Consider the following 21,723-nt stretch of genomic DNA (forward strand, 5'->3'; position numbering starts at 1 on the left):
CTGTCAGACCCGCCTGTAACGCAGCGCGTCGTCAACGGCTCCCGCTTCGCCGAGATCATCGCCGCGGGCGAAGCCGGCCCACAGGGCCCGCACCGACCGGCCTGTCATGTCCACGTCCTCCCAGCGGGCGCCGTCGATCAGGCCCACGCCGTCCCAGGTCTTCCTGGTGCCGAGCAGCAGCGGCAGGTCGACGGTGTGCGCTGCGCCAAAAATATTGCCGGGGGCGTGCCAGGTCAGGAGGTAGCGGTGGGCCTTTCCGCCCGCCTTGGCGTGGCGACGGGCAAACCGGCGGGTTGCCCGGCCGTATACGGTTTCGGTGACTAGCCAGTCGATGGCGCGCACGAGGTGCGGCCCCACCACGGGGACACCTGCCAGGCGCATCAGGCGTGGACTGCGGGGGAGGAACAGCCGGGCCTCCTCCGAGGTATGGCCGATCAGCACCTCGATGGCCGGTGCCGTCCGGTCCCATGCCGCTTCGATATCGGATTCCGCCGGGAGGGGGTCGTGACCGTACTGGGTGCCGAAAGGCATGGCGGCCAGCAGGCCGAACTTTTTGGCCACCTGGGTGACCCGCTCCTCGAGCGCCACCACGTCCATGGCCGGTGTCTGTTCGGTGACGGATTCGGCGGCAATGCCCATGGCGTGGTTCATTTTGGTGCGCCCCCGGGTGATGCCGAGCGGTGCGCTCTGGATGACGGCGCGCTGGAAAAGGGTGGGCGCCTCGGGTGTCGCCATGAGGTGGGCAATGGCGTCGCCGCCGGCGGACTGGCCGAACGCGGTGACCCGGCCGGGGTCTCCGCCAAAGGCTGCGATGTTCCGCTGCACCCACCGGAACGCCTCGAGCTGGTCCAGGAGCCCCAGGTTGCCGGGCCGCCCGCCGGGTGTTGCCAGGAAGCCGAACAGTCCCAGCCGGTAGGTCACCGAGACCACGATGACGCGGTTCTCAGCCACCAGCCGGGCGGGGTCGAAGATGGCCAGGTCGCCGGATCCGGTGGTATAGGAGCCGCCGTGGATCCAGACCATGACGGGCAGCTTTTCGTCCGGGGTGAGGTCGGCCGGCATGGTGATGGAGAGGTTCTGGCAGTCCTCGCTGCCCGGAAGTTCCCCGTATCGGGTGCCCAGGACGTCGTCGAGGAAGGGGACAGGCGCCTGCGGGCAGGCAGGGGAGGGGGATGTGGCGGACAGTTCGGAGGTCCAGTCCGGGGCCGGGGCGGGGGGTTGGAACCGTGCAGCTGTGGCATACGGGATGCCGGTGGCGCGGATAACGTCGCCGTCCCGCCAGCCGGCGACGGGCCCGCACGGAGGATTGAACGAAGGCTCGGAAGTCAGGGCTGGCTCGGAATTCACAGCCCCACCATGCCATATCTTCCTGAAACTACGACGGCGGGTGTCCGGCTTCGAAAAGCCGGGCACCCGCCGTCTGAAGAACTGGCGGTCAGTGGCCGGTGGGCACGTAACGCTTGATGGAGGCTTCCAGTTCGGCCTCGGCGGCGGCGCGGTCGCCCCAGCCCTCAGCCTTGACCCACTTGCCCGGCTCCAGGTCCTTGTAGCGCGTGAAGAAGTGCTCGATTTCCTTGATCAGGAATTCGTTGACGTCGCTGACTTCCTGGATGTGGTCAAAGCGGGCATCCACCGGAACGCAGAGGATCTTGGCATCTCCGCCGCCGTCGTCGGTCATGTTGAAGACGCCGATGGGGCGGGACTCCACGATGACGCCGGGGTGCAGGTCGAAGTCCTGCAGGAGCACCAGTGCGTCCAGCGGGTCGCCGTCCTCGCCGAGGGTGTTCTCGAAGTACCCGTAGTGCGTGGGGTACTGCATGGAGGTGAAGAGGACGCGGTCCAGGCGGACGCGGCCGGTCTCGTGGTCAACTTCGTACTTGACGCGCGATCCCTTGGGGATCTCGATGGTCACGTCGTGCTTCATGGAATGCTCCTCGGCAATTGCAGGGGGTGCGCGGCACACTTGACGGGCCCACAAAAAAGAGTGTCGGTGCCGCCGACTACTATTGAGGATATAGCGAGAGGCCCTGGAATCAGGAACTTGTGGGGATATTTCAGGACTTGAGGACCAGCACCAGCATGACCAAAACAACCGGCCAGGAACCGTTGCGCGCGCATCCCTCCGGGCCCCGCGGCGGCCTTGCCCAGGTCCCAGGGGAAGGGCAGCGCGGGCCCTGGCCGCTGGTCCTGGCGGCTTTGCTCCTGCTCGTCCTGGCGGTCCCGGGAGCCCTTCTGGTGGCCCCCGGATTCATTGGCCCAGACGCCCCTCAACCCAAGGCGGCGCCGCCTGCCTGGCAGCAGGCCCCCGCCACCCTCCCGGCCCCGCAGGTGCTTGCCCCGCTTCAGGCGTCCGCCCCGGTGCCGCTCCAGGCAGCGGTGACGGCCCAGATTGAGCCTGCTTTAAAGGTCGACGGCGGCGGTACTTTCACCGGCATGGTGCAGGACGCGCTCACGGGCCAGGTCCTCTTCGACCGGGGCGGGGCAGAAAGCCGGGTGCCGGCATCGAACCTTAAGCTGCTGACTGCGGTGGCCGCGCTGCGCACCCTGGGCCCGGACCACCGTTTCACCACCAAAGTGGTTCCCGGCCCCGCCGCCGGGCAGGTGATGCTGGTGGGCGGGGGCGACGTCCTCCTGGCCGCGGGGGAGTCGCAGCCGGAACAGGTTATGGGCCACGCCGGCCTTGCCACCCTTGCCGCCCTCACGGCGCAGGCCCTGGCGGCCGGGGGCACCAAGGGGGAGGTCAAGGTCCTGGTGGATGGCTCCCTCTTCACCGGGCCCGCACTGAACCCCAACTGGCAGTCAGGCGACGTGGAAGCGGGCGAAATAGCCCCGCTGTACCCCCTGGCCCTGAACTCTGCCCGCTTTGATCCCGCCGTCACCACCGGCCCGCGTCCCCAGGATGCCGCCCAGGCCGCGGCGGAGGAGTTCGCCGCCCGGCTCCGGGCGGCAGGTGCCGGGGCGGGACTCACGGTGGCGGCCGGCGTCGAACGTTCACCCGGGGCTTTCCAGTCCAACGCCGCAGCCCTGGCGGCCGTTGAATCGGCCACTGTCGCTGAGCAGGTGAACCTGATGCTGCAGGTATCGGACAACTACCTGGCCGAAACCATGGGCCGGATGGCGGCGGTGGCCACCGGCCGGCCCGGGAGCAACGACGGCGCCACGGCTGTGGTCTCCGCCGAACTTGCCGCAGCCGGCATACCCACCGACTCGGTGAAGCTGGCGGATGTGTGCGGACTGGCCATGGGCAACCAGGTTTCGGCCCGCCAGTTCACGGAGGTGGTGCGGGCCATCACCACCGGGCCGGACACCAGGCTTCGAGCCGCCCTGGACGGCTTTCCGGTCGGCGGGCTCTCCGGAACCTTGGACACGCGCTACGGGGACGCCACCACCTCCGGCGGCGCGGGCCTGGTCCGCGCCAAGACCGGGACGCTGAATTCCGTGCTGGCACTGAGCGGGTACGTCGTGGACGCCGACGGACGGCTCCTGGTCTTCTCCTTCATCGGCAACGGCCTGACGCCCGGCGTCGCCGGCAACAAGGAAGCCCTGGACCGGGCCGCCACGGCGCTGGCAGGCTGCGGCTGCCGCTAACCCGAATTCCAGCGGCGGGCACCCCTGCTGATGGAACTACCGGGCCTGGATCCCCAGCAGCGCAGCCATGACGACGGCGGCAAGCACCGACGCCCAGCCCTTGCGCGGGCCTGCGGTCAGGGGAGGAACGGGACGGTAGGGGATCATGACGGCCTCCTTCTTGGGCGGATTCTTCCTGTCCTCCCACAGTGCCGGCCCGGACTGGGACAGGACTTTCGCCCTCCTGTGCGGCGGCTGTGTAAGTTCGCCGGTCAGCGAACTTAAGGACGATCCCCGGCCTGCTGTGTTCTGATGGGAACCATGGAGTCCACTGCGCGCGAGTCCGCATCGACGTTGTCCCCAACAGCCCAGTCCCTGATCAACTGGGACCTCGCTGCTTCCGCCGCAGCGCGGCTGGCTCCCGCCGGGCCCGTGCTCGACGAAAAGGCCATCGGCGAGGCGGTGGACAGCCTTCGCCGGCTGGCGGATGCGTCTGTTCCGCACGTCCACGAAATCACCGGACTGGAGGCGGCGCGGGACCTCCGCGATTCCTCGGTGCTGGTGGTGGACCGGGCGTCCTGGGCCAAGGCCAACACCCAGAGCTTCGCGGTGATGCTCAAGCCTGCCATGCAGAAGATGCTGGACAGCCGCCACGGAACCCTCAGCCCCGCCGCCGCCCAGGTCAGCGGCGCCATCACCGGCAGCCAGTTGGGCGCCGTGCTGGCGTTCCTGTCCAGCAAGGTCCTGGGCCAGTACGATCCCTTCGCGGCGCTGGCGGAAAACTCGGCGGCCCCCGCGGCCGGCAGGCTCCTGCTGGTGGCCCCCAATATCGTTTCAGTGGAGCGCGAGCTCAACGTCACGCCGGAGGATTTCCGGCTCTGGGTCTGCCTTCACGAGCAAACCCACCGTGTCCAGTTCGCGGCAGCGCCCTGGCTGCGGCACCACATGCTGGAACAGATCGATGAACTCAGCGGCCACCTCCTGGGCAACGTCGACACCCTGATGGAGCGCGCCACCGCCGCTGCCCGCTCCCTGAAGGACCGCTCCGCCACCGGAAATACGCCCGGCCGCGGCGCCATCCTGGACCTGCTGCAGGATCCTGAGGAAAAGGCTGCCATCTCGCACCTCACCGCGGTGATGAGCCTGCTGGAAGGGCATGCGAACGTGGTGATGGACGCTGTCGACGCCAGCATTGTCCCTTCCGTGAAGACCATCCGGCAGCGGTTCAACGACCGCGGCAAGGACCGCGGGGTCATCGAGAAGTTCATCCGCAGCCTCCTGGGCCTGGACGCCAAGATGCGCCAGTACTCCGATGGCGCCCGATTCGTCCGCGCCGTGGTGGAGGTGGCCGGAATGGAGGGCTTCAACAAGGTTTGGGAATCGGTGGACCACCTGCCCACCGAGCCTGAGATCCACGACGCCAAGCTGTGGCTTGAGCGGATGGGGCTCTGATTGGCGGACGCCCCGGTGCCCGGAACACCGCTGCCCGGAACACCGCTGTCCGGCGCACCCCTGGCCGGCGCACCCCTGCCTGACATCCCATCCGCCGGCGCCGTGGGGACACGCAGCGGACGACGCCGGCCCGGAAGGCTGGCACCCGTCGTCGGGACCGCCCGCAAAATGCTGCAAAACGCGTTGGCCGACGCCGGATATCCCCGCCACGTCCTGGTGGCGTGCAGCGGGGGGCCTGACTCGCTGGCACTTGCCGCCGTCGCAGCGTACTTTGCGCGGCGCGGCCACGTGGACGGGCGTCCGCTGACCGTGGGTGCCGTGGTGGTAAACCACCAGCTGCAGGAGGGGTCCGCGGACGTTGCCGCCCGCACTGCCGGGATACTGCAGGAACTGGGCCTCTCGCCCGTGGAAATCCGCACGGTGACGGTGGCCGGTGCGGGCATGGGACCTGAGGCCGCAGCGCGCGAAGCCCGGCATGCGGCGCTCGAGGCGGCCGCTGAGGCACAGGGCGCGGACGCCATCCTGCTGGGCCATACCCTCGACGACCAAGCGGAGCAGGTACTGCTGGGCCTGGCCCGGGGCTCCGGGTCACGCTCCCTCGCCGGCATGCGCCCCGCCCGGGCCGGTGCCGGAAACAGTGTCCTCCTGCGGCCGTTCCTCGGCCTGCGCAGGGCGGACACCGAGGAGATCTGCGCTGTGGAGGAACTGGATCCCTGGCACGATCCCACCAACACCGATCCCGCGTTCGCGCGCTCCCGGACCCGTGTGGAGGTGCTCCCGCACCTCGAGGAGAACCTTGGCCCCGGCGTCGCCGAGTCCCTGGCCCGGACCGCCGCCATCCTGCAGCTGGACGCCGACTACCTGGAGGCTGTGGCGGAAAGCACCTTCGCATCCCTTGTGGAGCGCGACGGCGGCACGCTGGCGCTGCCTGAGGAGGCCTTGCGTGCCCTGGCCCCGGCCATCAGGTTCCGGGTGATCGCCAAGGCAGCGGCCGACGTCGGCGGGCAGCAGCCCAGCTACCAGCGCCTTTTGGCGGCGGAGGCGCTGTTGCGGCGGCAGGGTTCGGCCGGCCCGGTGGAGCTTCCCGGCAACGTCAGCGTGTACCGGTTGTCGCTGGCGCAGCTGGAGGGATCGAAGGCTGCGGGTGTGCCCGGGGCGGAGGGCGGCCCCGGTTCCGTTCCCCGCGAACCGGCGCGCTGTGGGAAGCTAGTATTCCGGTCTCAAAAACCGCCCGCAAAATAGTCGCACCCCGCATCTAAACAGGAGCCATTGGTGGATTCAAACGACGTCCAGGCAGATCTCAAGCACGTTCTCTACACCAAGGAGCAGATCCAGCAGCGGATCAGCGAGCTCGCTGCGCAGATCGACAAGGACTACGAAGGGCGCGAGATCCTCCTTGTGGGTGTGCTGAAGGGCGCCGTGATGGTCATGGCCGACCTTGCCCGTGCACTCCACAGCCACATCTCCATGGACTGGATGGCCGTGTCCTCCTACGGTTCGGGCACGCAGTCCTCCGGAGTGGTGCGCATCCTGAAGGACCTGGACACCGACCTGATGGGCAAGGACGTCCTGATCGTCGAGGACATCATCGATTCCGGCCTTACCCTGTCCTGGCTCAAGACCAACCTGGAATCCCGCGGCACCGCCTCGGTGGAGATCTGCACGGCGTTCCGCAAGCCCACCGCCGCCAAGGTGGAAATCGACGTCAAGTACGTAGGCTACGACATCCCCAATGAATTCGTGGTGGGCTACGGCCTGGACTACGCCGAAAAGTACCGCAACCTTGACTTCGTGGGAACCCTGGCCCCGCACGTCTACGAGTAAGCCGCGCGGCACGCTCCACCACCGCCGTGCCCCGGCAAAACCCCGCCACGCAGGCAGCTCCTGCGCTGTCCCCGCGCAGCTACGCCCACAGGGAACTTTTGCTTTTCGCTATGCGTGATGTACTCCGGACGGTGTATAGCTAGAAGCTGACGCAGCACCATCACGCGCGCAGACTACTCGCCGTGAAGCACTACCGGAAGGGACGGGGCCAGCCCCCGAACAGATGAAAGCTAAGAACTTCTTCAAAGGCCCGGGCATCTGGATCGTCGTTGTGGTCGGTCTGCTCCTCGTGGCTTTTGCAACGCTCGCCCCCGGCGGTGCGGCCCGGATCGATACCGACAAGGGCCTGGAACTGCTCTCCGGCAACAAGGTGGAGCAGGCCAAGATCTTCGACGGCGAGAACCGCGTTGACCTCACGCTGAAGGACAACCTGCAGCTGGAGGGGCAGGACAAGGGCAAGAGCGTCCAGTTCTTCTTCGTTGATGCCCGTGCGCAGGATGTGGTGAAGGCTGTCACCGACGCCAAGCCGGCCCAGGGCTTCACTGACCAGCCGATCGAAAGCAACTGGTTCTCCGGCCTGCTCTCCCTCCTGATCCCGGTCATCCTGCTGGGCGCCCTCTTCTGGTTCCTGATGACCCGCATGCAGGGCGGCGGCTCCAAGATCATGCAGTTCGGCAAGTCCAAGGCCAAGATGGTCAGCAAGGACATGCCGCAGGTGACCTTCGCGGACGTGGCCGGCTCCGACGAGGCCGTGGAGGAACTGCAGGAGATCAAGGAATTCCTGCAGGAACCGGCCAAGTTCCAGGCCGTTGGCGCCAAGATCCCCAAGGGCGTGCTGCTCTACGGCCCTCCAGGTACCGGTAAAACCCTGCTGGCCCGAGCCGTGGCCGGTGAGGCAGGCGTCCCCTTCTTCTCCATCTCCGGCTCGGACTTCGTGGAAATGTTCGTCGGCGTTGGCGCGTCCCGCGTTCGCGACCTCTTTGAACAGGCCAAGGCCAACTCGCCCGCCATCATCTTCGTCGACGAGATCGACGCCGTCGGCCGCCACCGCGGTGCAGGCATCGGCGGCGGCAACGACGAACGCGAGCAGACCCTCAACCAGCTGCTGGTTGAAATGGACGGCTTCGACGTGAAAACCAACGTCATCCTCATCGCCGCCACCAACCGGCCCGACGTCCTGGACCCGGCACTGCTGCGTCCCGGCCGCTTCGACCGCCAGATCGGCGTGGACGCACCGGACCTGATCGGCCGCGACCAAATCCTGCAGGTGCACGCCAAGGGCAAGCCGATGGCGCCCGGTGTGGACCTGAAGGCCGTGGCCAAGAAGACCCCCGGCTACACCGGTGCCGATCTCGCCAACGTCCTCAACGAGGCCGCACTGCTCACCGCCCGCTCCAACGCCAACCTGATCGACGACCGCGCCCTGGACGAAGCCATTGACCGCGTCATGGCGGGTCCCCAGAAGCGCAGCCGGGTCATGAAGGAACACGAGCGCAAGATCACCGCCTACCACGAAGGCGGCCACGCCCTGGTGGCGGCGGCCCTCCGCAACTCCGCTCCGGTCACCAAGATCACCATCCTCCCGCGCGGCCGGGCCCTGGGCTACACCATGGTGGTTCCGGAAAACGACAAGTACTCCGTGACCCGCAATGAGCTCCTGGACCAGATGGCGTACGCCATGGGCGGGCGTGTTGCCGAGGAGATCGTGTTCCACGATCCTTCCACCGGCGCCTCCAACGACATTGAAAAGGCAACCGGCACCGCCCGCAAGATGGTCACCGAATACGGCATGAGCGAACGCGTCGGCGCGGTCCGCCTCGGCCAGGGCGGCGGTGAACCCTTCCTGGGCCGCGACGCAGGCCACGAGCGCAACTACTCGGACCAGATCGCCTACGTCGTGGACGAGGAAGTGCGCCGCCTGATTGAGCAGGCCCACGATGAGGCCTACGAGATCCTCACCGAAAACCGGGACGTCCTGGACCTCCTGGCCCTGGAGTTGCTGGAGCGCGAAACGCTGAACCAAGCCGAGATCGCCGACATCTTCAGGGACGTCCGCAAGCGTGACTTCCGCGAGGTGTGGCTGTCCAAGGAGACCCGCCCGGTCCAGATGGCAGGCCCGGTGGAGAGCCGCCAGGAGCGCGCCGAGCGCGAGGCGCAGGAGGAAGCCAAGAAGGCCCGGATGGATGAGCCGCTGGACGCCCAGCCCCCTCATTCGCAGGGCGTTCCGGAAGACGCTCCGTTTCACGGCGGCACCCCCGACTCGGGGCCTGACACCCTTCGCGGCTAAGCTTTCCCTGTGACTTCTTTCGACGACGACGACGTTCCCGCCTCCGCCGTACCTCTGGCGGAGGACGGTTCCCACCATTCGAAACACGAAAAGGTGGACCGGCCGAGAATCGAGGCGGCCGTCCGTGAGATCCTCCTTGCCATCGGCGAGGACCCGGACCGCGGCGGCCTCCTCGACACCCCGAAAAGGGTGGCCAAGGCGTACGCCGAAATGTTCGCGGGACTGCACCGCGACCCCGCGGAGGTCCTGTCCACCACCTTTGACCTGGACCATGAGGAACTGGTCCTGGTCAAGGACATCCCGTTCTACTCCACGTGCGAGCACCACCTCGTGCCGTTCCACGGGGTGGCCCATGTTGGCTACATCCCCTCGCACGATGGCAAAGTTACCGGGCTGAGCAAGCTGGCCCGCCTGGTGGACATCTACGCCCGCCGCCCGCAGGTGCAGGAGCGGCTCACCACTGAAATCGTCGAAGCGATGGTTCGCCACCTCAAACCCCGTGGCGCCATCGTCGTCGTTGAATGCGAACACATGTGCATGTCGATGCGCGGTATCCGCAAGCCCGGAGCGAAGACCGTCACCAGTGCGGTCCGCGGGCAGCTTCATGACCCGGCCACCCGCGCCGAAGCCATGAGCCTCATCCTCGGAAGGTAACAACAGACCATGGATTCACTCGCTGCAGCCCCTGGAACGGGGCCCGCAACCTCCCCGCTGCCCATCCTGCGCAAGCCCCGCCCGGCGGCGCGCTTCGCGGACCTGCCCACTGGCCGCACCCTGGTCATGGGAATCCTGAACGTCACACCGGACTCCTTCAGTGACGGCGGAAAGCACGCCACGGCAGACACTGCCATCGCTGCCGGCCTGCGGATGTTCTACGCGGGCGCCGACATCATCGACGTCGGGGGTGAATCCACCCGGCCCGGGGCTGACGATGTGACCCCGGACGAGGAACAGCGCCGCGTCCTGCCCGTGATCGAGGCCCTGGTGAAAGCAGGGGCACTGGTCAGCATCGACACCACCCACGCCTCGACGGCTGCAGCAGCGGTAAAGGCCGGCGCAGCAATCATCAATGACATCTCCGGCCTGAGCATCGAGCCCGAAATGGCCGAGTTCGTGGCGGCCTCCAAGGTGCCGTACGTGCTCACCCACCGCCGCGGGGACACGCGCACCATGAACTCGCTTGCCGAATACTCGGATGTTGCCGGGGAAGTGGTGGCGGAGCTGGCAGGAGTGCGGGACAAGCTGTACGCCGCCGGTGTCAGCCAGGAACAGATCATCATCGACCCGGGCCTGGGGTTCGCCAAGAACGACGCCCAGAACTGGGAACTGCTGCAGAACCTGGACCAGCTGGACAGCCTGGGCCACAAGGTCCTGGTGGGCGCCTCCCGCAAACGTTTCCTCGGCACCCTGCTCACCGTGGCGGGCAAGGCCGCCGCCCCCGAGGAACGCGACTCTGCCACGGCGGCCATCACCGCCATCAGCGCTTACCGCGGGGCATGGGCGGTCCGCGTGCACGAGGTTGGGTCCAGCCTTGACGCCGTCAAGGTTGCTGCACGCATGGCCGCAGCGTCCCCGGCACAATCCGCCGTACCCCAAAAACAATAGGGCCGGGGGACCCATGGACAGGATTACGCTGACCGGAGTGACGGCCGTGGGCCATCACGGCGTCTTCGATTTCGAACGCCGTGAGGGCCAGCCATTCGTCGTGGACGCGGTGCTCCACCTGGACTTCACGGAAGCGGCGCAGTCCGACGATGTCCGGGACACCGCCCACTATGGTGAGGTGGCGCAGCGTATTACCGAGTGGATTACCGGCGAGCCCCTCAACCTCATCGAGGCACTCGCGGTGCGGATCGCAGACAGCCTCCTGTCCGAGTTCACACTCCAGGCCGTGGACATCACCGTGCACAAACCCCAGGCCCCCATCGAGGTCCCCTTCGGCGATGTGGCGGTCACCGTCCACAGGGAACGGGTCCCCGCAGGCACCGCCATGTCCGGGGCGCAGACGTGAACGGGACCTACACCAAGGCCGTGCTTGCCCTGGGCAGCAACCTTGGTGAACGCAACGAAACGCTGACGGAGGCCGTGGCCGACCTGGTGGACCCGCCTGAGGTCCGGCTCCTTGCCGTCTCACCCATCGTCCAGACCAAAGCCGTGGGCGGACCCCCGGGACAGCCGGACTTCCTGAACATGGTCATCACGGTGGAAACCAGCCTTAGCCCGCAGGAACTGCTGCAGCACTGCCAGGCGGTGGAGAACAAGCACCACCGCGTCCGCGAGGTCCACTGGGGGCCGCGGACGCTCGACGTCGACATCATCACGTACGCGGACTTCCGCAGCGACGATCCCACGCTGACCCTCCCGCACCCACGCGCCGCATCACGGGCCTTCGTCCTCTACCCCTGGTCACTCATCGAACCCGCCGCCACGCTGGACGGCGAACGGATCAGCACGCTGGCAACGCGGGCCTCGGATTTCGGGGACCTTGCCCCATTCGACGGGTTCGGCGACTTCGACGGCATGCCCACGGCGGGAGCGGTGGAGGAGCGATGAAGCCGATCAACCCGCTGCGCCTGCTGCTGATCTGCGTCATCCTTGCGGTGGCGGGCTGGGCGGCCACGGTAGTCACCAGCCGGTACAGCATGGCCACTCCTGTCCTGCCCGCTACGGCGCTCGCCACCATGGGCGTCATCGTCATCATCACACTGATCCTGGGCATCCGGGTGCTGAGGTGGCGCAACAGCGTCAAGCCCAACAGCACGGCCAGGAAAACGCAGCTGGACCCCCTTCTGGCCGCGCGGACGCTGGTCCTGGCCCAGGCATGCGCTTATGCCGGAACAGTGCTGCTGGGCTGGCACGTGGGCATCTTCCTGGACCAGCTGCGGATCTGGAGCCTCCGCAGTGACCAGGGCATCACCTGGCTGGCCCTGGCCATGGCCGGCGGCGGCCTGGTGATGATCGTGGTGGGGCTCCTGGTGGAGCGGTTCTGCAGGATTCCCCCGGAAGACGGGGACACCAACAGCCTGGACGGGAAGAAGGGCCGCCCAGCCCGCGGGGAAGCCGCCGGGGAAGGCGAATATGCGTACCGAGGCGATTGACCCGCCGGGTATCGCCTGGCAGCGTGTCTCGCCGAAATACATCACAGTCCGGCTGGTGGAATGGGCCGTTGCCAACCTTGTCACCCTGCTGGTCCTGTCCGCTCCACTGGTGTTCGTCCTCCTGGGCTGGTGGCGGTGGCCGCCGCTGTGGCTCGCCATCACCGTCCCGTCCGCTACGCTGCTGGCCGCCCTGTGGCGGCTGGTGCTCATTCCGCGCCAGGTCCGGGCCATCGGCTACGCAGAGCGCGATGACGACCTGCTGATTAGGGGCGGCATCTTCTTCCAGCGGACCATGGCCGTTCCCTACGGGCGGATGCAGTACGTGGACATTGCGGTGGGGCCCGTGGAACGCGCGCTGGGGCTGTGCAGCGTCAAGCTGCACACCGCGTCACCCGGCACGAACGCACGCATTCCCGGCCTGCCGGCAGCGGAAGGTGCGCGGCTCCGCGAACAGCTGGCCGCCCGCGGTGAAGCCAGGCTGGCAGGACTGTGACCACTGACGGCGAGCTGACCGGTCCGCCCGGGGAGCCGCCTGAGCTTCCGCCTGCTCCTCCAGCTGCGCCTCCACCTGCCAAGGGCAGCCCGGAAACCAACAGAACGTCCAACGGCGAGTGGCTGCGGGTGCATCCTGCCTCACCTTTCGTCCGCGGCTGGGTTGCCCTGGCCGCCATCACCTTCTTCTTTGGCCGGGACCTCTTCGAGCGGACGCTGCAGGGCCAGCCCGTGTTCGAGGAGGGGTTTGCCAGGCGCGCGCCTTGGCTGCTTGGCGGCGGGGCGGTGGTGCTGGCCGTGGCGGTGCTGGGGTTCGTCCTCACCTGGTACTTCACCAAGTACCAGGTGTCCGGCGGCTATGTCAGGGTCAACAGCGGGCTCATCTTCCGCCAGCACCGGCAGGCGCGGCTGGACCGGGTGCAGGCCATTGACATCGTGCAGCCCCTGCTGGCCCGGATCTTCGGCCTGGCGGAACTCAAATTTGAGGTAGCCGACGCCGGGGAATCAGCGGTGCGCCTGGCCTACCTGAAGTTCGAGGATGCCCGGCAGCTGCGTGCCACCATCCTGGCGCAGGCGTCCGGAGCATCCGCCGGTGCTGTTACAGGTGCCCACGTTGATTCCGCGGCAGGTGCCAATTCCGGAAGCCCGGCAGGTCCGGAGCGCCTTGCCCGGCCCGCACTCGAGGCGCCGGAAATCACTGTCCTGGCCGTGCCGCCGTCGCGCCTTCTCGGATCGCTGATCCTGAGCGAGCAAAGCGTCTTTATCGTGGTGGGCGGGATCGCCTCGGTGGTCCTGTCGGCGCTGACGGACAACCGCGCCTTCTACTTCTACCTGGTGCCCGCGGCCCTGGGCCTGGCCGCCGGCTACTGGAACTTCTTCAACAAGGGGTTCAACTTCACAGCATCGGTTTCTCCCGACGGCATCCGGCTGCGGTACGGGCTCCTGGACACCCAGGCGCAGACGCTTCCACCAGGCCGGATCCAGGCGGTGAAGGTTGCCCAGCCTCCGCTGTGGCGGCCCTTCGGCTGGTACCGGATGCAGGTGAATGCGGCCGGCTACGGGGTTTCCGGCAACGCCGCCGAGGGCAACACCAGGACCACCCTCCTGCCGGTGGGAAAGCTGTCCGACGTCATGGCCATGCTTTCGCTGGTCCTGCCGGACCCGGGGACCAGCCAGCCCGAGCTGGTGTTTAGCGCCGGCCTTAACGGCACGGATTCCGACGGCGGATTCGTCACCACGCCGCGACGGGCCCGCCTGCTGGCACCCCTCGCGTGGCGCCGCAACGGGTTCACCGCAACTGACACGGCCCTGCTGATCCGCTCCGGGCGTTGGTGGCGGGAACTGGTGCTGGTTCCCCACCAGCGGACCCAGTCACTGGCATTGCAGCAGGGACCCCTGGCGCGCAGGTTCCGTGTGGCGGACCTGGTCCTCCATACGACGGCCGGGCCGGTGGCCCCCCGGCTGGTCCAGGCCGGGCTGGACGAGGCCCGGCAGCTTTTCGACGACCAGTCGGCACGCGCCCGGCTGGCGCGGAAGCGGCACACCACCGAACAATGGTTGCGGCAGGTTGTTCCGGCAGTTGCGCCCACGCCGATGGGTGCCCTGCAACTGCCCGGCGCCGCGGCGCCTGGCGTGCCGATGCCCGATGCGCCGGCCCGTGGGGACACAACCGACGCAGCAGCCGCTAAGGCGCGGGACCATTACCAACAGGAAGGCCAGCAGCATGGCTAAGCCCGGACGCCTCGGCGTCGGAATCATCGGTGCCGGCAAGGTGGGAGCCGTGCTTGGCGCGGCTTTGCGCGCGGCCGAGCACGCCGTCGTCGGGGTGTCAGCCGTGTCCGACGCAAGCCGGGAACGGGCTGAAGCACTCCTGCCCGGCGTGCCCGTCCTGGAAGTGCAGGACATTGTCGAGCGGTCGGAACTGGTTCTGCTGGCCGTGCCGGATGACGCACTGCCCGGCCTGGTGGACGGGCTGGCGAAGCTGGGGGCATGGCAGCCCGGCCAGCTGGTGGCGCACACCTCAGGACGGTTCGGGGTGGGCGTGCTGCATCCTGTGCGCGCAGCCGGTGCCGTTCCGCTGGCGCTGCACCCGGCCATGACATTCACAGGCATGAGCCTGGACCTCACCCGGCTGCTGGACTGCACCTTCGGGGTGACGGCCGATGCCGCCATGCTGCCCATCGCCCAGGCGCTGGTGGTGGAGATGGGGGCGGAACCCGTGGCCATCGCCGAGGCCGACAGGACGCTTTACCACGCAGCCCTCGCGCACGGTTCGAACCACCTGGTCACCCTGGTGGCCCAGTCGTCCCAGCTCCTGAGGGAGGTTGGGGTGGAGGCACCCGAGCGAATGCTGGGTCCATTGCTGAGGGCCACGCTGGAAAACGCGCTGGCATCGGGGGAGTCGGCGCTGACCGGACCGGTGGCCCGCGGGGACGTGGGAACGGTCCGTGCCCATGCCGAGGCTTTGCGGGAGTTCGACGGCGGCGGGCATGGCGACGTGCTCGAGGCCTACCTCGCGATGGCCCGGGCCACAGCCCTTAGGGCAGAAGGGCGGGGACTTCTGAAACCTGACCAGCTGAAGGGGCTGCGCGAGGCCCTCGAACCGAAGGAGGACTGAATGTCCATTCAACTCGTCAAGACCGTTCACGAACTGCACGCGGAAAGCGCCAGGCTCCTTGGCGCCAGGCGCGGTACATCGCAGGGCCTGGTGCCCACCATGGGCGCACTCCACGAAGGCCATGCCGCACTGGCGCGCACCGCCGCCGAACACAACGACGTTGTGGTGGCCAGCATCTTCGTCAACCCCCTGCAGTTCGGCGACGCCGTGGACCTGGACCGCTACCCCAGGACGCTGGACGCGGACCTTGCGCTGCTGGAGGAACAGGGCGTCGACCTGGCATTCGCGCCGTCTGTGGAGGAGGTTTACCCCGGCGGGGAGCCGTTAGTACGGGTGACGTCCGGCCGCCTCGGCGAAAAGTGGGAGGGTGCATCGCGGCCCGGACACTTCGACGGCGCCCTGACCGTTGTGGCAAAGCTGCTCCATTACGGCATGCCGGCCGCAGGCCTTCCTGCCGGGTCCGCTGATGACGCTTCCCGGGCCGGCCGCCTGCCCGCGTACCGGGCCTACTTTGGGCAGAAGGACGCGCAGCAGTTGGCCCTGGTCCGGCGGATGGTTGCCGATCTGAACTTTCCGGTCGAAATCGTCGGCGTGCCAACTGTCAGGGCAGAGGACGGGCTGGCCTTGTCCAGCCGGAACCGTTTCCTTTCGGAGGCGGAGCGGGAGGCCGCGCTGGTCCTGTCCAGGGCACTGCGCCTGCTGGAGGACCGGGCGAATGCCCATGAGCCGCTGGACCTGGATTCCGCGCTGGCGCTGGTTGAGTCCCAGCCCATGGTTGAACTCGACTACTTCGAAGTGGTGGATCCCGAAACCCTCGAACCGCTGGCCGAGAACTGCCGGGAGACCCCTTTCCGCGGGGAGGCCCTGGCGCTCATCGCCGCCAAGGTTGGCCCGGTGCGGCTGATCGACAACATGCCGCTCAGTTCCTGATTTTCCGTTTGCCCAGGTTGCCGTTTCGGAAAGTTGGGAAGGAGAGCGGCGGGTTAGAGATTCAGTCCGTCCCCGCTGGCCATCAGCTGTTCCAGGAGTGCCTTTTCGGGGCGCCCGGGATTGCGTTCGACGCATTGGCGGAGCCGTGCCCTGGACAGTTCTTCGGCCGGGTCCGTGCTTGAAAGCTGTTCGTCGATAATCTCCTGGGCCTGCCATCGAAGCGATTCAATGGCGAACTGGCGGATTTCCTCAGGCGTGTCACTGGAAATCCACGGCTCGGGGGCCGGGGGCACGTTTTCGACCAACCGCTCTACTGTCATAGTGGCCTCCTTGCATCAACCTGCAGTGGCCGGGGAACCACTGCGGCGTTCAAATGCACTGCACGTAGGACAAACACTACCGCGGGAAAGACAAGTCTGTCTCGTGGCAGAATGGCCCCATGGATGTGATGAATCCAGAGCCCAAGACTTCATCGCCCCGGGCATCCGCCACCAAGTCTCCTTTGTTGGCCTCCCCAGCGTCCTCGCGGGTGCCGGCAGCATCGGGACACCCTTCGCCTGCTGGTCATTCGAATCCCGAGGCGCGGATCCTTACCGTGGCATACGAGTTGTTCTCGCGGCGCGGGATCAGGGATGTGGGCGTCAACGAGCTCATTGAGCGGTCGGGCGTAGCGAAAGCCACCTTCTACCGGCACTTCCCATCCAAGGATTCGCTGGTCCTCGCCTTTCTCGAACAACGGGATAAGCAGTGGACCGAGGACAGCATCATTTCCAAGGCCCGGAGCCGCGGCCGCACACCCATTGAGCAGTTACTCGCAATTTTCGACGTCTTCGGCGACTGGTTCCAGCAGGACGATTTCGAAGGCAGTGCCTTTATCAACGTCCTGCTGGAGATGGGTCCGTCCCACCCCCTGGGCCAGGCGAGCATCGATTATCTGGCCAAGGTCCGCGGGCACGTGCGAGGGTTGGCGGAAGAAGCCGGTTTGGTCCGCCCGGAGGAATTTTCGCGCTCCTGGCACATCCTGATGAAAGGCTCCATTATTTCCGCCACAGAGGGAGACCTGCAGGCGGCCGAGCGTGCCCAGCAGATGGCGCGCTGGCTCATCGAGCACCACAGGGCATAGCGCCCAATATAGGACCAAGCCTCCAACCGGGCCCAGCGTCCCTCCGGTCCCAGCCTCTCCGCCTCGAGGTTTCTGCATTTTGGAGTACTCCATCAGGCGCTGTTCCACTGCGCAAATTGCTCCGGTGCGACGTTGCCAACTCCGCAGGAGCTACAGCCTGGCACCAACCGAGTCCGGGAATTGCGCAAACGGCATCCTAAAGAAGTCATCCCAGAGGGGGTCCTCGGGTGAGAGGTCGTCGAGGTCGATGAATTCGGGGTCCTCGGGTTCCCAACGTGGAAGGTCGTCCGGGCCGGGATCTACACCTTGGGTTACGGCGGGCATCGGGAAAAGTCCCGGCGGCCAATGGGTTGGTTCGGGGTCGGGGTGTTCGGGTTTGTAGTGCCGGCCTGTTGGTGAGGTCCAGCCGGGCGGTCCGTTATGGGTGGCGGGGTCGGGGATCCATGGCCGGGCGTGTTTGAGCCGGTGATGTTTTGGGCAGAGTTGTGCCAGGTTGTTGGTGCCGGTGGTTCCGCCGTTTTCCCAGGCGGTGAGGTGGTCGGTGTCGTTGTCCGGGGTGTGGTTGCTGCAGCCGGGGAAGGTGCATTTGCCGTCCCGCATCCGGATCCACTGTTTGATGGTTTCCGTGAGCCGGTACCGTTGGCGTCCGATCTCCAGGGGGGCTCCGTCGCGGGGGTCGACCAGGACCCGGTAGAACGATTCCGCCCCGTCCGCAACGAGTTTCCGGGCCATGGACGCCGGGATCGGGCCGAAACCGTCCAGTACCGCGGGTTCGTCCGTCTGGCCGAGCAGGGAGAACGCCGGGACCATGACCAGCACGTCGGCCCGCGGGGTGGGGACTCGTCCAATATCACTATTGCTCCCCGCAGCGCTCCCGGTACCGGAAACGCTGTCTGCGCCCGTTCCCGCAGCATCACCAGTCCTCCCGGCCGCCTCACCCGCAGCAGCCTCACGCGCAGGCGTTCCGGTGCCGAGGAGTAGTGATGCGGCGATGTCGGGGCGGAGTTGGGTGATGGTGCGGGGTTCGTTGGGGCCTTGGAGGCCGCGGGCGGTGGCGGTGGTGCGGTTCCAGATGGCGCAGGCGGTGTCGCCGGGGAGGTGGAGGGAGATCCAGGCCATGCCGTCGCGGTCCGGGGTGTATTCCATCCGCCGGTCCGCGACACCCTTGGCGTGGCGTTTCTCCAGGGTTTCGGGGTGGTGGCGTTCCCGCCAGGAACGGACCTTGGTGCGGAACCGGGAGGGCACTAGTTCACCGGGTGGGGCGCCGCGGGCCGGGTTGGGTGCGTCGGGGTCGAAGAAGTGGGCCACGAGGGCGGCGGCGCCGTCGGGGGTGAGGCCTTCGGTTTCGTCGGCGACAATTTTGGCGTGTTGCCAGGACAGGTCACCGGCGGCCAAAGCCTCCAGGACGGGCGGCAGGGCGCAGACCCGGCGGGACTGTTCCACGAACGCCCCGGCGGCGCCGGAACTGATGGTCAGGACCCCGGCGATCTCTTCCACCGCTGACATCTCAGCGAACGTGCGTTCATGCACCGGCGCGTCCGGGGCGAGCAGTGCCTGCTGGAACCCTACGCACTCCACCGCGTCCCGGGCTTCCACGGCCGCCAGCTGTGCCTTTAGGCGGCGCGTCACTTCCAGCCGTTCCAGCCGGAGCTCATACCGCCGCTGCAACACATCCACACCGGCACCAACACCAACCCCGGCCGCCAGGAAAGCATCCTCACAGTCCAGCGCATCGAGGGCAGCAACAGAGGAGTGAACACCCTCCAAAACCATCCCGCCACCGCTGCTGATTTCCATAAGAACATCATCTATCGAGGCACTGACATTCGAAGCGGCCGGCTGAACCCGCCCCAGCCAATCGGCAGCCCAGGCACCCCTGGCTGCACAGCCGCGTGCCGCCGTCGTGCTTGCGCCTCCTTCGCTGCCGCACCCAATGAGGTGCACACCCTGGAAATATAGTCAGCTTGCTTATTACTTTCACCTTTCCTAGGCTGGAAAGCGTCAGGCAATCAACTCTCGAAGCGGGACCCTGCGCGCCAAAAACGCGCAACCGCAAGCATGAGGAGGAACAATGTCAGAACACAGCATCGCAGGCAAGAAGGTGGCATTCCTGCTGACTGACGGCGTAGAGCAGGTGGAGCTCACCAGCCCCTGGCAGGCCGTGAAGGATGCCGGCGGCGAACCCACCATGGTGGCGCCCAAGAGCGGCAAGCTGCAGGGCTACAACGGCACGGAGAAGGGCGACACCTTTGACGTCGACCTCACGGTGGCCGAAGCAAATGCCTCGGACTTTGACGCCCTGGTGCTTCCCGGCGGCGTTGTCAACGCGGACCACCTGCGCGTGGACAAGGACGCGCAGAACTTCACCCGCAGCTTCTTTGAACAGCACAAGCCGGTGGCATCGATCTGCCACGGACCGTGGCTGCTCATCGAGGCAGGAGTCATCAGGGGCCGCAACGTCACGTCCTACTTCACCCTGGAGACAGACCTGAAGAACGCCGGGGCCAACTGGACCGACCAGGAAGTGGTGGTGGACCAGGGCCTGGTGACCAGCCGCAACCCGGACGACCTCCCGGCCTTCAACAACAAGCTGGTGGAAGAGATCTCCGAAGGCCAGCACGCGGGCCAGACCGCCTGACCCCTAATGTTCCCTCGGGGGTGAAAAACCCGTATGGAGGAATTACTCCAGCGGGTAGAGTGTTTGCATCTGCAGCGGCGCCGGCCGTGCATCATTCACAAAAACCCCTGAGGGAACACCCATGTCTACCGAGACCTCGCCCAACTCCAGCGGCCAGTCCGTCCAAACGCCAGGACAGGAAGCCCAGGCCGCCGCACCGGAGAAGATGTCCCGGGAGTCCGTGACGATCATCAGCACGCTGCTGGTGGCGACGTTCGTGGTGATCCTCAACGAGACCATCATGAACGTCGCCCTGCAGCGGCTCATGGTGGACCTCCGCGTGGACGCTCCCACCGTGCAGTGGCTTTCCACCGGGTTCATGCTCACCATGGCCGTGGTCATCCCCACCACGGGGTTCATCCTGCAGAGCCTGTCCACGCGCGCCGTCTTCATGCTTGCCATGGGCCTGTTCGCCGGCGGAACGGCCCTTGCCGCGGTGGCCCCAGGGTTCGAGGTCCTGCTCCTGGCACGCATTGTCCAGGCCGGCGGCACCGCCATCATGCTCCCGCTGCTGATGACCACCATCCTCACCCTGGTTCCGCTGGCCAAGCGCGGCGCCGTCATGGGCAACGTCAGCATCGCCATCTCGGTGGCACCGGCCATGGGCCCCACGGTCTCCGGCCTGATCCTGGAACATTTCACCTGGCGCTTCATGTTCGTCTTCGTGCTGCCGGTAGCCCTCGCGGCGCTGGCCATCGGAGCGAAGTACCTCACCAACGTTGGCAAGCCTGAAAAGGCCCGGCTGGATGCATTCTCCGTCATCCTCACGGTCCCCGCATTTGGTGGCCTGGTATACGGGCTCAGCCAGATCGGCGGCGGCGATGGCGGCCAGGCCGGTCCCAGTGCCGGCGCCATCGCAGCCCTGGTTATCGGCGTCGCAGCCCTGACGGTTTTCGTCCTCCGCCAGGTCCGGCTCCAGAAGGCCGCCGCGCCCTTGCTGGACCTGCGCGCCTTCAAGCTCCGGATGTTCACCGTCTCGGTTCTACTGATGGTGGTGGCCATGATGGCTCTGTTCGGCGGCGTCATCCTGCTGCCGCTCTACCTCCAGGAAGTCCGGGGCCTGGGTTCGCTCGAGACCGGCCTTGCACTGCTTCCCGGCGGCCTTGCCATGGGCCTGCTGGGCCCGGTCATCGGCCGCGCGTTCGACAAGGTGGGTCCGCTGCCGCTCACCATCACCGGATCCATCCTGATGGTGCTGGCCCTCTGGCAGTTTTCAATGCTCGACGCCGGCACCCCGGTGTGGTGGATCGTCACCTTGCATGTGGGGCTGAGTTTCGGCCTGGCGCTGCTGTTCACGCCCGCCTTCACCACCGGCCTGAACCCGCTGCCGCCCCACCTCTACTCGCACGGGTCAGCGATCATGAGCACCACCCAGCAGGTGGCCGGCGCCGCGGGAACGGCGCTCCTGGTGTCCATCTTCGCTGTGGTGAGCGCCGCCTCGGGACTCGTCGCCGGGATGAGCGCTGCTTTCCTGACGGCTACCGTCATAGCCCTTGCCGCCGTCGTACTTTCCGCGATGATGCGCAAGACCGAAGGTGCAGGCGCGGGCCACGGCGCGCACTGACCCAACTGGGTAGCACTAAGTGACCCTTCTATAGTTCGTCAAACCGTGCAGGGGTCCAGTTTTGCCGCGTTGAGGGTTCGGTAGATGCGCCG

22 protein-coding genes are annotated in these 21,723 nt (G+C 67.0%); 18 read left to right on the forward strand and 4 right to left on the reverse strand.

Annotation, left to right across the window (positions count from 1 at the left end; translation table 11 throughout):
* Window positions 1-3 precede the first annotated feature (3 nt).
* Window positions 4-1,347 (reverse strand): carboxylesterase family protein, encoded by a 1,344-nt coding sequence (locus tag ACR65K_RS16650; RefSeq protein ID WP_440154139.1) that lies wholly within the window; start codon window positions 1,345-1,347, stop codon window positions 4-6.
* Between the two features lie 88 nt (window positions 1,348-1,435).
* Window positions 1,436-1,924: an inorganic diphosphatase gene (locus tag ACR65K_RS16655; protein WP_018762663.1), complete on the reverse strand. Its 489-nt coding sequence runs from the start codon at window positions 1,922-1,924 to the stop codon at window positions 1,436-1,438.
* A gap of 155 nt (window positions 1,925-2,079) precedes the next feature.
* Here ACR65K_RS16655 and dacB point away from each other — a divergent pair, with 155 nt between their 5' ends.
* From dacB to ACR65K_RS16730, 15 genes are all read left to right on the forward strand, one after another.
* A complete protein-coding gene (dacB, locus tag ACR65K_RS16660; RefSeq protein WP_440154140.1) occupies window positions 2,080-3,588 on the forward strand; it encodes a D-alanyl-D-alanine carboxypeptidase/D-alanyl-D-alanine endopeptidase in 1,509 nt (502 codons plus the stop codon).
* Between the two features lie 145 nt (window positions 3,589-3,733).
* Window positions 3,734-3,880, forward strand: coding sequence for a hypothetical protein (locus tag ACR65K_RS16665; protein WP_440154141.1), 147 nt, complete (start codon window positions 3,734-3,736; stop codon window positions 3,878-3,880).
* An 8-nt stretch (window positions 3,881-3,888) separates the two neighbouring features.
* Window positions 3,889-5,019 carry a zinc-dependent metalloprotease gene (locus tag ACR65K_RS16670; RefSeq protein WP_440154142.1) on the forward strand — a complete coding sequence of 377 codons (1,131 nt, stop codon included), beginning with the start codon at window positions 3,889-3,891 and terminating at the stop codon, window positions 5,017-5,019.
* Window positions 5,020-5,187: 168 nt separating this feature from the next.
* Window positions 5,188-6,261 carry a tRNA lysidine(34) synthetase TilS gene (gene tilS, locus ACR65K_RS16675; RefSeq protein WP_440154161.1) on the forward strand — a complete coding sequence of 358 codons (1,074 nt, stop codon included), beginning with the start codon at window positions 5,188-5,190 and terminating at the stop codon, window positions 6,259-6,261.
* A gap of 30 nt (window positions 6,262-6,291) precedes the next feature.
* Window positions 6,292-6,843 carry a hypoxanthine phosphoribosyltransferase gene (gene hpt, locus ACR65K_RS16680; protein ID WP_056330651.1) on the forward strand — a complete coding sequence of 184 codons (552 nt, stop codon included), beginning with the start codon at window positions 6,292-6,294 and terminating at the stop codon, window positions 6,841-6,843.
* Between the two features lie 223 nt (window positions 6,844-7,066).
* A complete protein-coding gene (gene ftsH, locus ACR65K_RS16685; RefSeq protein WP_056330654.1) occupies window positions 7,067-9,130 on the forward strand; it encodes an ATP-dependent zinc metalloprotease FtsH in 2,064 nt (687 codons plus the stop codon).
* Between the two features lie 9 nt (window positions 9,131-9,139).
* Entirely contained in the window at window positions 9,140-9,784 is a 645-nt protein-coding gene (gene folE, locus ACR65K_RS16690; RefSeq protein ID WP_056330657.1) for a GTP cyclohydrolase I FolE, read from the forward strand.
* Between the two features lie 9 nt (window positions 9,785-9,793).
* Complete coding sequence (gene folP, locus ACR65K_RS16695) at window positions 9,794-10,735, forward strand: dihydropteroate synthase (protein ID WP_440154143.1); 942 nt, start codon at window positions 9,794-9,796, stop codon at window positions 10,733-10,735.
* Between the two features lie 13 nt (window positions 10,736-10,748).
* On the forward strand, window positions 10,749-11,141 hold the full coding sequence (folB, locus tag ACR65K_RS16700) for a dihydroneopterin aldolase (RefSeq protein ID WP_440154144.1): 393 nt from the start codon (window positions 10,749-10,751) through the stop codon (window positions 11,139-11,141).
* The gene (gene folK / locus ACR65K_RS16705; protein ID WP_440154145.1) at window positions 11,138-11,683 is read left to right on the forward strand and encodes a 2-amino-4-hydroxy-6-hydroxymethyldihydropteridine diphosphokinase; all 546 of its coding nucleotides are present in this window, start codon (window positions 11,138-11,140) and stop codon (window positions 11,681-11,683) included. Before folB ends, folK begins: the two co-directional genes overlap by 4 nt.
* Window positions 11,680-12,228 (forward strand): DUF3180 domain-containing protein, encoded by a 549-nt coding sequence (locus ACR65K_RS16710; RefSeq protein ID WP_440154146.1) that lies wholly within the window; start codon window positions 11,680-11,682, stop codon window positions 12,226-12,228. Before folK ends, ACR65K_RS16710 begins: the two co-directional genes overlap by 4 nt.
* Window positions 12,209-12,721 (forward strand): PH domain-containing protein, encoded by a 513-nt coding sequence (locus tag ACR65K_RS16715; protein ID WP_056330671.1) that lies wholly within the window; start codon window positions 12,209-12,211, stop codon window positions 12,719-12,721. The genes ACR65K_RS16710 and ACR65K_RS16715 overlap by 20 nt, the downstream gene beginning before the upstream one ends.
* Window positions 12,718-14,451: a PH domain-containing protein gene (locus tag ACR65K_RS16720; protein WP_440154147.1), complete on the forward strand. Its 1,734-nt coding sequence runs from the start codon at window positions 12,718-12,720 to the stop codon at window positions 14,449-14,451. The genes ACR65K_RS16715 and ACR65K_RS16720 overlap by 4 nt, the downstream gene beginning before the upstream one ends.
* The gene (locus ACR65K_RS16725) at window positions 14,444-15,337 is read left to right on the forward strand and encodes a Rossmann-like and DUF2520 domain-containing protein (protein ID WP_440154148.1); all 894 of its coding nucleotides are present in this window, start codon (window positions 14,444-14,446) and stop codon (window positions 15,335-15,337) included. Before ACR65K_RS16720 ends, ACR65K_RS16725 begins: the two co-directional genes overlap by 8 nt.
* Window positions 15,338-16,267: a 4-phosphopantoate--beta-alanine ligase gene (locus ACR65K_RS16730; RefSeq protein WP_440154149.1), complete on the forward strand. Its 930-nt coding sequence runs from the start codon at window positions 15,338-15,340 to the stop codon at window positions 16,265-16,267.
* A 53-nt stretch (window positions 16,268-16,320) separates the two neighbouring features.
* Here the strand turns inward: ACR65K_RS16730 and ACR65K_RS16735 are convergent, their stop codons facing one another.
* Window positions 16,321-16,587 carry a hypothetical protein gene (locus ACR65K_RS16735; RefSeq protein WP_440154150.1) on the reverse strand — a complete coding sequence of 89 codons (267 nt, stop codon included), beginning with the start codon at window positions 16,585-16,587 and terminating at the stop codon, window positions 16,321-16,323.
* 128 nt (window positions 16,588-16,715) lie between these two features.
* Here ACR65K_RS16735 and ACR65K_RS16740 point away from each other — a divergent pair, with 128 nt between their 5' ends.
* Window positions 16,716-17,390, forward strand: a complete 675-nt coding sequence (locus ACR65K_RS16740; RefSeq protein ID WP_440154151.1) for a TetR/AcrR family transcriptional regulator — start codon at window positions 16,716-16,718, stop codon at window positions 17,388-17,390.
* Between the two features lie 150 nt (window positions 17,391-17,540).
* Here the strand turns inward: ACR65K_RS16740 and ACR65K_RS16745 are convergent, their stop codons facing one another.
* Window positions 17,541-19,187 carry an HNH endonuclease signature motif containing protein gene (locus ACR65K_RS16745; RefSeq protein ID WP_440154152.1) on the reverse strand — a complete coding sequence of 549 codons (1,647 nt, stop codon included), beginning with the start codon at window positions 19,185-19,187 and terminating at the stop codon, window positions 17,541-17,543.
* A 274-nt stretch (window positions 19,188-19,461) separates the two neighbouring features.
* Between ACR65K_RS16745 and ACR65K_RS16750 the strand changes: the two genes are divergently transcribed.
* Both ACR65K_RS16750 and ACR65K_RS16755 read left to right on the forward strand, forming a co-directional pair.
* On the forward strand, window positions 19,462-20,028 hold the full coding sequence (locus tag ACR65K_RS16750; RefSeq protein WP_440154153.1) for a type 1 glutamine amidotransferase domain-containing protein: 567 nt from the start codon (window positions 19,462-19,464) through the stop codon (window positions 20,026-20,028).
* A gap of 121 nt (window positions 20,029-20,149) precedes the next feature.
* Window positions 20,150-21,631: an MDR family MFS transporter gene (locus ACR65K_RS16755; RefSeq protein ID WP_440154154.1), complete on the forward strand. Its 1,482-nt coding sequence runs from the start codon at window positions 20,150-20,152 to the stop codon at window positions 21,629-21,631.
* Window positions 21,632-21,723: the final 92 nt, after the last annotated feature.

This window comes from Arthrobacter sp. SAFR-179 (assembly GCF_059414945.1).